Source organism: Paenibacillus sp. FSL K6-2859 (assembly GCF_038008265.1).
Classification (GTDB): Bacteria; Bacillota; Bacilli; order Paenibacillales; family Paenibacillaceae; genus Paenibacillus_AQ; species Paenibacillus_AQ nitricinens.
In genome coordinates, this window is sequence record NZ_JBBOYU010000002.1 from 347841 (window position 1) to 356175 (window position 8335).

Below are 8335 nucleotides of genomic sequence, written 5' to 3' on the forward strand. Positions count from 1 at the left end.
CATAGCCCTTTAAATCCCATCATCCAGGAGGACGCTCTACTATGAAGTTTAAATCGCAGGACAGACAAAATCAACTCATTGAAAAAATTACCGCCCAGCATCTAGTCGTAGGAATCGACATTGCTCAGCAAACGCATGTCGCTCGTGCTGTTAACTTTCGAGGAATCGTGGTCGGTAATCCTCTATCCTTTTCTAATGATGAAGAGGGTTTTCAATTCCTTCTTCGTTGGATTCAAACGTTGCAATCCACACACGCTTTAACGGAGGCTATTGTTGGTATGGAGCCTACCGGGCACTATTGGTTTAGCCTATCCAACTGGCTTTCGGATCGCCAGTTTGAAGTCGTTCTAGTCAATCCACATCTCGTGAGAAAAAATAAGGAGAACCGCGACAATACGCCATCCAAGAGCGACAAAAAGGATGCTCTGGTCATCGCTGATATGGTCAAAAACGGCTATTATTTGTTCATTCGCAACACACCAGAAGCCTTCGAAGAATTACGTGTCTTTCTCTCAAACCGCGACTCTGTCGTAACGAGACTCGTTAGTGCGAAGAACCAAATCCATCGCTGGGTCGACGTTGTTTTTCCTGAGCTGCGACAAGTCTTCAAAAACATCATGTGTACAGGTTCACTAGCCACACTTCGTCTTTTTCCTACACCCGAAGAATTGTATAAACTTCAGCCTCAAGACGTCCTGCAAGGTTGGAAATCGGTTATGAAACGGCATTCTGGTGAACCAAAGGCCAAAGCTCTTATCTCTTTTGCTAGCCGTTCTGTTGGCACTAAGCAAGCATTGCATGCCTACAAACTTCACTTGAAGCAACTTCTCGATGAGTACGACCTTGCTTGCCTGCAACTAAAAACGGTAGAGACAGAGATTGTTGCCGTTCTAAAACGTATTCCATTTGCTGAATCCATGCTTGCTGTCAAAGGGATAAGTGTTATTTCACTAGCCGGTATTCTAGGTGAGGCAGGGGATTTAAGCGGATTTGTGCACGGCAATGCCTTGCTGCGCCATGCTGGGCTAAACCTCGCAGAAGCTAGTTCAGGCAAATGGACTGGACAAATGAAGATTAGCAAACGAGGACGATCTCGTCTCCGCCGTTTCATCTTTATGATGACCATGAGTTTAGTAGCAAGTAATTCGGAGTTTAAAGCCATGCATACCTACAATGTACAAGTAAAGAAGATGAAGAAAATGAGGTCTATTATGAAACTGTGTGGAAAGTTAGCTCGAATACTTGTAGGGATGGCCCGCAGTGGCGAAGCTTACAACCCTCCAAAAACAATGCCTATTCAGCTCGCAGCTTAACCTATAACCTACCGTTTCGTAGCACGAGTATTGGCTTATTTGCAGGATTTCAAAGAAAGCACGGAGTACCGGATATATTTAACCAAAGGGCACAGACCCGTAACGATAGCAAGACCGGCCTCCACCCCTTGGACAGGCGTAACGAAGGAATGAGAGGGCACAGACCCGTTGAGACATGGGAGTGAAAACCTCCAAGGGAGGCGTGGAGAAAGCGTGCAGTAAATGGAATTATATGGGGCAGGATATGTTCCCCACTATTCCCGTGCGTCTTCATGTTGCCGAAGTCTAACACGGAGTTCCCCTTCTGATCTTTCACCCCTTACCCACCGGGCGAAATCCTGCGAATAAGCGAGTATTAGTGAGAAAACTATATCGTATCGAGGGAGTTAAACATAAAGGGTTCCACATATTAGTCATGCATAATATGTAGAACTCTATATTTTATTTGATTTTCATAAGTTTAGGTCTTGATAATTTTCAGTCTAAAACATTATTTTCTTCTGACATTTACCCTTCACAATCAATAAAATTCTACCATGTGAAGACTATTTCCAAACGGACATAGTCTTTTTTTATTTAACTGTTGTAAAATACAACAGTTGTGTGTTACATTTTAGTGGGAGGGATGAAGATGAAAAGAAAAGGAATACATCAACCAACCATTGAGGATGCCATTGAGATTAGTGGAATAGAAACACTGCATCCTGGAGGCTTTGCTTTAACTAAACGCACTGCAGAGATTGCAGAGCTTAAACAGGGGATGCGGGTTTTGGATGTATCCAGTGGAAGAGGAACTCAAGCAATATTTTATGCAGAGAACTATGGGGTTCAGGTGACTGGATTAGACATCTCAGTAAAAATGATCGAGTCCGCGTCGAACTCTGCTAGATTGGCCGGTATGACGGGCTGTGTCTCCTTCCGTCAGGGAGATTCTCAGGCTTTACCCTTTGGTGATGATACCTTTGATGTGGTAATTAATGAATGTGCGGTTGGAATCCCGGATGATTCAGAACAGGTTCTGAATGAAATGGTGCGTGTTGTGAAACCTGGTGGTACCGTAGTGATCCATGAATCCATCTGGAAAAAGCAAGTGACGGAAAATGAGAAGGAAGAACTAGCTGAAAGGTACGGAACGACTCCTTTGGAATTAGAGCAATGGAATGAAATGCTGAGAAAATCGGGTGTCGTCAACATTATTGCGGAGTATGAAGAATGGTCACAACCGGAAAAATTCTGGAAGGTTCGAAAAGATCGAGATGTTAAGCATCATTCGAAGCTGCTTACTTTACCCGAAAGACTGATAACCTTGAAACGGATTGTGCAGAAGCATGGAATTAAAGGTGTATTTAAGGTTATGGAGAACGAGAAGATTTTTTTTAAAGCTGTACTAGATGGCAAGATAGGATATAGCCTGTATAAAGGGGTTAAAGGTTCGTAATATTTCTCTATTCATTATTGAGGTGAAACCATGGAAAATGTAGATTTACTTAGGAATTTAATGAGAGCTTTCGATAAAAACATTGGTGCTCTAGAGAAAACACAACTCATGTGTTGCGGAGCAACGATCGGACAATGCCATGCTATTATGGAAATTGGGCTTGCGGGTGAAATCTCACTCATAGATCTGGCTAATGTACTTAATCTGGATAAAAGCACCATGAGCAGAACGGTAAATAACTTAGTAGCAGATCATTGGGTTGAAAGAATTATTGATCCGAACAATAGGCGTTATGTGAAGCTGATGCTTTCAACCAAGGGACAGGTTTTAAATGAGCAAATTAGTGCTGTTCTTAATGCATACTTTGGAAAGATTATGAATGATATACCGGAGAACAAACGGGAGCAGGTTACAGAGAGCCTAGAACTGTTGATCTATGCGTTAAATAAGAATAACTGCTGTTAACTACATTCTCGGTTAAAAAGAAAGGATGAACAACAATGTCCAAAGTTGTAGATACCATTGTCATTGGTGGTGGGCAGGCGGGTCTCGCATCCGGTTATCATTTGCAAAAGGCTGGACTGGATTTCATGATCTTGGAAGCCGGTGATCAGCCGGGGGGGGCTTGGCCACAATATTATGATAGCCTTAAGTTGTTTTCTCCTGCACGATATTCGTCATTACCAGGTTTCGCTTTCCCAAAAGATTCAAACGAGTACCCGTTACGTGATGAGGTCATCTCCTATCTACGTGTATACGCTGAGAAGTTCAAACTTCCATTAATGTTAAATAGCAAAGTGGAACGAGTCGAAGCTGTCAACGGCGGCTTTGATATCATAACTTTAAATGGCAAGAGATATCGAACCAAATCGACTATTAGCGCATCGGGTTCTTTTCATCGTCCATATATTCCTAATCTTCCTGGAACTGAGTCTTTTCAAGGAAACCTTCTTCATTCGTCCGAATATAAACGACCTGAACCGTTTCGCGAGCAGCGTGTTATCGTTGTGGGACGGGGAAACTCGGGCGTTCAAATCGCAGTAGAACTGGCCGATTATGCCACCGTATCTTTAGCTGTTCAACATCCAGTCAAATTTACTCGTCAACGATTTCTAGGGCTTGATCTTCATTTCTGGTTGAAAATGACTGGAGTTGATACATTTCCATTCTATCGAATCGGTAAGGAACCTCCGAGTCCCGTTTCTGTATTCGACCTTGGTGGATACCGTAAGAAAATAGACAACGGCAATCCGAATCAAAAACAAATGTTCTCAGGTTTTTATCCTGAAGGTGTCATTTGGGCGAATGGAGATAAGGAACCCGTCGACAGTGTGATATTTGCCACGGGCTATCGTCCTAATATTCCGTTTCTTCATCAGACTGGTGCGCTTGCTATGGATGGCAGACCACAGCATGTTGCCGGTGTGAGCACAGAAGTTCCGGGACTGTATTATGTAGGATTAGCGAATCAGCGGTCATTTGCGTCAGCTACGATACGAGGTGTAGGAGCAGATGCTAAATATGTTGTACAACATATTACACGGTTCCTTCGAAAACCATAACTCCTGAACTAATCAAATACAGTCAGTTTTGAATAATACATGGATGTATTGGGATGAATGGAGTTGATTAATTTTATATTTGCATTTTGCAAATAATTATAATATAATGAAAACAACAGTTGATAATAAAACGCCCGATTTTTATGTTATTTCAGTCGATTGGTAGGATAATCATGTATATTTTTCATTTTATATATTTGCATAACGCAAATAATATTCCGTGCCATTGTAAGGAGGTGAGAGGTAATGAATAATGACTCAGTTAAGTTTACAGATGAAATTTGTTGTCCAGATGCTAAGGTTCAACGAAAAGTGAATATCGAAAATGAAGAAACATGTTGTAATGAACCCGAAGATAAGGGGTGTTGTCCTGCAGATGAGAATTAGTTATTTGGGATTTACCGTTACATCATTTGATTTGAATCGAAAAAGGAGACCACTACCATGAAAAAAATCGATGTGTTTGATTCAGGGGGATGTTGTTCAACCAACGTTACAGATCCTAAAGCTAAAATGAATTCCATTCGTTTCTCTGCAGCTGCTAATAATTTATTTGTAAAAGGTTATGACATTAACAGATATAGTTTACTAAGCCATACAGAAGTATTTAATTCTAATGAACAAGTAAAGACGCTAATGGATGCTGATTTGAACAATTTACCTATCACAATAGTTAATGGGGAAGTCGTAAAAACTCAAGATTTCCCATCTAATGAAGAGCTTTCAGAATGGCTCAATATTTCCGTCGAAGAGATATTAAAAAAACAAACGGTGAATATTCAAATTAACTCTTGTCAAGATTCCGAATGAATGTAGTGACATTGCCCAAACAACAGGCACCTTGTGGGTTATTAATCTCACATCCACAACGATTAGCTTGAACTTGCTCTCGTATATGTTTAATTGGATACTGATTTTCTTGAACAGCTTTTATTAAACGTTCTCTTGTCCATCCAAAGCAGTAGCAAACAGGGACATCCAGCGCATCGTCTTTTTGGAACACCGATACTTTGAGCATATCTTTGTCAAAGGTCTGATCATAGCTAAAATAAACAACTTCGCAAGATGAATTAGAGCAAAAAGAGTAAGTCGATTCAGCGTGAATAGTTTCTAACGCTGTTGGTTGAAGCAATGCTTTGAGCGTAATCGTTTGAATGCTTTTGCCTTTTTGGTGACAACCAGGGCATTGAGAAGGTATTGTTGGTTTTTCTGTGGATGTTTGACAACAGCTATCCATTTTTTATCACTCCTTATACAGTTTTGAATGTGCGAATAGGTGTAAATCTGGCTTCCTTACACGTACAAGTATCGTTGGCGATAACGATATTTCCCATTCCGTTTAATACAAACACTTCCGTCTTCGGAAAATCGCTAAAATCTCCATAACAAAACGCATCCCATTGTTCTTTACCCTGTACAAACAAATGTCCGGTACTATTGTAGCATACGCAATTAAAAGCAACAATCTTCTAAAAAAGATCCAATAATTAAAACAACCTGGGAGGTACTACAGATGATTCCATTATTTGATGTTAATAAAATTGATATTACACCTTATTTATTTTTCACTGGTAAAGGTGGAGTTGGTAAAACTTCAACAGCATGTGCAACAGCTATATCTTTAGCAGATCAAGGAAAGAAAGTTCTATTGGTAAGCACAGATCCCGCGTCCAATTTACAAGATGTATTTAATACGAAATTAGATATGCATTACAAGGAAATACCGGAAGTGCAGAATCTTTATGTTGCAAATTTGGATCCTGATCAAGCGGCTCAAGAATATAGAGAAAGCGTAGTTGGTCCCTATCGTGGAAAGCTCCCTGATGTGGTCATTCAACAAATGGAGGAACAACTTTCCGGATCATGTACGGTAGAAATCGCATCGTTTAATGAATTTTCTACACTGTTAACGGATAAGAAAATCCAGGCTGAATTCGATCATATTGTTTTTGATACAGCACCAACTGGACACACTTTAAGATTGCTTCAACTACCCAATGCATGGAATGAGTTCTTAGAGGATAGTACAGAAGGAACCACAAGTATGGGATTACTCGCTGGGTTAAACGAACGGAAAGACGTATACGAACAAACGGTGAAGGTATTATCTGATCCCATGCAAACGTCGTTAGTGCTTGTCACTAGAGCAGATACTGCGCCACTACAAGAAGCAGCTCGTGCTTCAAAAGAGTTAGCTGACACGGGAATTCGTAACCAAATGCTTATCATTAACGGGTTATTGAATCATCCTATGTTATCCGATGCTACGGCAGCCGCTTTCGCTACACGTCAAGAAGAAGCTCTAAACCGCATTCCTGAAGCATTAAAGACACTTGCTACATGGGCTGTCCCACTAGTGCCATTTAATATTACAGGTGTAGAAAATGTGCGCAAACTTTTCGACGAAACGCAAAGCATCCCAGATCAAATCTCAGAACTAACGGATGTGAATTATCCTCATCTGACTACAATTCTTGATGATATTATAGAGCGTAATCAAAGAGTAGTTTTCACGATGGGTAAAGGGGGCGTTGGCAAGACAACTGTGGCGAGTGCAATTGCTGTTGGATTAGCAGAACGCGGCAAAAAGGTTCATCTAACAACAACGGATCCAGCTGCTCATCTTGATTATGTCATGCATGAAGATATTAAGACACTCATCTCGATGAGTAAAATTGATCAAAAAGAAGAAGTTGAAAAATACAGAGAGGAAGTCTTAAACAGAGCACGTGAAACTATGGATGAACAAGGTGTTGCTTACGCAGAAGAAGAACTAAATTCTCCGTGTACCGAAGAAATTGCTGTATTTCGTGCTTTTGCTAATATTGTCGAGCGTGCGGACAATGAGATTGTCGTGATAGACACAGCTCCATCAGGTCATACACTACTGCTACTCGATGCTACGGAATCTTACCATAAAGAAATTGCAAATTCTTCAGGTGAAGTCCCTGTATCTGTTCAAAACTTATTACCTCGATTACGGAATGAACAAGAAACAAGTATTGTCATTGTAACTCTTGCAGAGACAACACCGGTTTATGAGGCGGAACGACTGTCTGTGGATCTACAACGTGCTGGAATTACACCAAAGTGGTGGGTTGTGAACCAGAGTATGATCATGACTCATACCCAAGATCCAATTCTTCACACAAGAGCATTGGGAGAACAACTATGGATTCAGCGCGTGAAAGACACATCCGATGGAAATTTCGTTGTTATTCCATTGCATAATCAAGAGATTATTGGTTATCAAGCACTCAAACAATTAGTAACAAACTAAAAATGACCTGGAGGAAGAGAATATGAAGATTTCGGATAGTGCTAAAGTATTCATTGAGAACATCATGAAAGATAATGAAGGAAAGATCCTTCGTATATCCCAAACAAGTTCAGGATGTTGTGACCCAAATGTAAACCTTGCATTGGATGATGCGAAAATAGAGGATCATATTCAAACCATTAATGATATTCAAGTTGTGATAGAGCCAGAGAGAGTTACTATTTTAAACAACATTATTTTAGACTTAGATGAAGGGAATTTAGTGATACTGAATGAAGGATCTAGCTGCTGTTAAATTCCATTATGTAATACTTGCATAATGCAAATAAATAAAGTATAACTAAGGGAAAGGACAGGAGGTAAGTCACTTGGAAAATTTGCGGGATATGTTTCAGATTATGACTCGGAGATTCGGAGTATTGAATAAAGTATGCTGTACAGCGGGTGGAATTGATATCTCTCCCATACAGAGCCACATCCTATATGAAATAGATAAACAGCATAATCCTAACATACAACAAGTAGCCGATACACTTGGAACAGATATTACAACATTTAGCCGTCAGATCCAAACTTTAGTTAAAATGAAGCTTGTACAAAAGACACCAGATCCTAGTGATCGTCGTATCTATGTCCTTTCCCTAACTGTTGAAGGAAAGTTTATTGCTGAAACGATTGATCAACAAATGAATTCATATTTAACGGAAGTATTTTCGCATATGAATGAGTTTGAGCGCCAAAC

General features: G+C 40.3%; 10 protein-coding genes. 9 read left to right on the plus strand and 1 reads right to left on the minus strand.

Annotated elements, in window-relative coordinates; all coding sequences use genetic code 11:
* Positions 1–41 precede the first annotated feature (41 nt).
* The 6 genes from MHB64_RS32500 (at position 42) to MHB64_RS32525 (ending at position 5123) form a co-directional block, all read left to right on the plus strand.
* Positions 42–1313, plus strand: a complete 1272-nt coding sequence (locus tag MHB64_RS32500; protein WP_094873128.1) for an IS110 family transposase — start codon at positions 42–44, stop codon at positions 1311–1313.
* Positions 1314–1944: 631 nt separating this feature from the next.
* Entirely contained in the window at positions 1945–2751 is an 807-nt protein-coding gene (locus MHB64_RS32505) for a class I SAM-dependent methyltransferase (RefSeq protein ID WP_179281710.1), read from the plus strand.
* Between the two features lie 60 nt (positions 2752–2811).
* Entirely contained in the window at positions 2812–3216 is a 405-nt protein-coding gene (locus tag MHB64_RS32510) for a MarR family winged helix-turn-helix transcriptional regulator (RefSeq protein WP_341109554.1), read from the plus strand.
* 35 nt (positions 3217–3251) lie between these two features.
* Positions 3252–4313 carry an FAD-dependent oxidoreductase gene (locus tag MHB64_RS32515; protein ID WP_094873123.1) on the plus strand — a complete coding sequence of 354 codons (1062 nt, stop codon included), beginning with the start codon at positions 3252–3254 and terminating at the stop codon, positions 4311–4313.
* Between the two features lie 246 nt (positions 4314–4559).
* Positions 4560–4700, plus strand: coding sequence for a hypothetical protein (locus tag MHB64_RS32520; protein WP_179281709.1), 141 nt, complete (start codon positions 4560–4562; stop codon positions 4698–4700).
* Positions 4701–4757: 57 nt separating this feature from the next.
* Entirely contained in the window at positions 4758–5123 is a 366-nt protein-coding gene (locus MHB64_RS32525) for an arsenic metallochaperone ArsD family protein (protein WP_094873122.1), read from the plus strand.
* Here MHB64_RS32525 and MHB64_RS32530 read toward each other — a convergent pair.
* Positions 5098–5550 (minus strand): putative iron-sulfur cluster-binding metallochaperone, encoded by a 453-nt coding sequence (locus MHB64_RS32530; RefSeq protein WP_094873120.1) that lies wholly within the window; start codon positions 5548–5550, stop codon positions 5098–5100. The two genes, MHB64_RS32525 and MHB64_RS32530, sit on opposite strands and share 26 nt — an antisense overlap.
* Positions 5551–5826: 276 nt before the next feature.
* Here MHB64_RS32530 and arsA point away from each other — a divergent pair, with 276 nt between their 5' ends.
* From arsA to MHB64_RS32545, 3 genes are all read left to right on the plus strand, one after another.
* Complete coding sequence (gene arsA / locus MHB64_RS32535; protein ID WP_094878796.1) at positions 5827–7593, plus strand: arsenical pump-driving ATPase; 1767 nt, start codon at positions 5827–5829, stop codon at positions 7591–7593.
* Between the two features lie 22 nt (positions 7594–7615).
* Positions 7616–7888 (plus strand): hypothetical protein, encoded by a 273-nt coding sequence (locus tag MHB64_RS32540; RefSeq protein ID WP_094873117.1) that lies wholly within the window; start codon positions 7616–7618, stop codon positions 7886–7888.
* Positions 7889–7961: 73 nt separating this feature from the next.
* On the plus strand, positions 7962–8335 hold a 374-nt coding region (locus tag MHB64_RS32545), incomplete at its 3' end, for a MarR family winged helix-turn-helix transcriptional regulator (protein ID WP_341136366.1).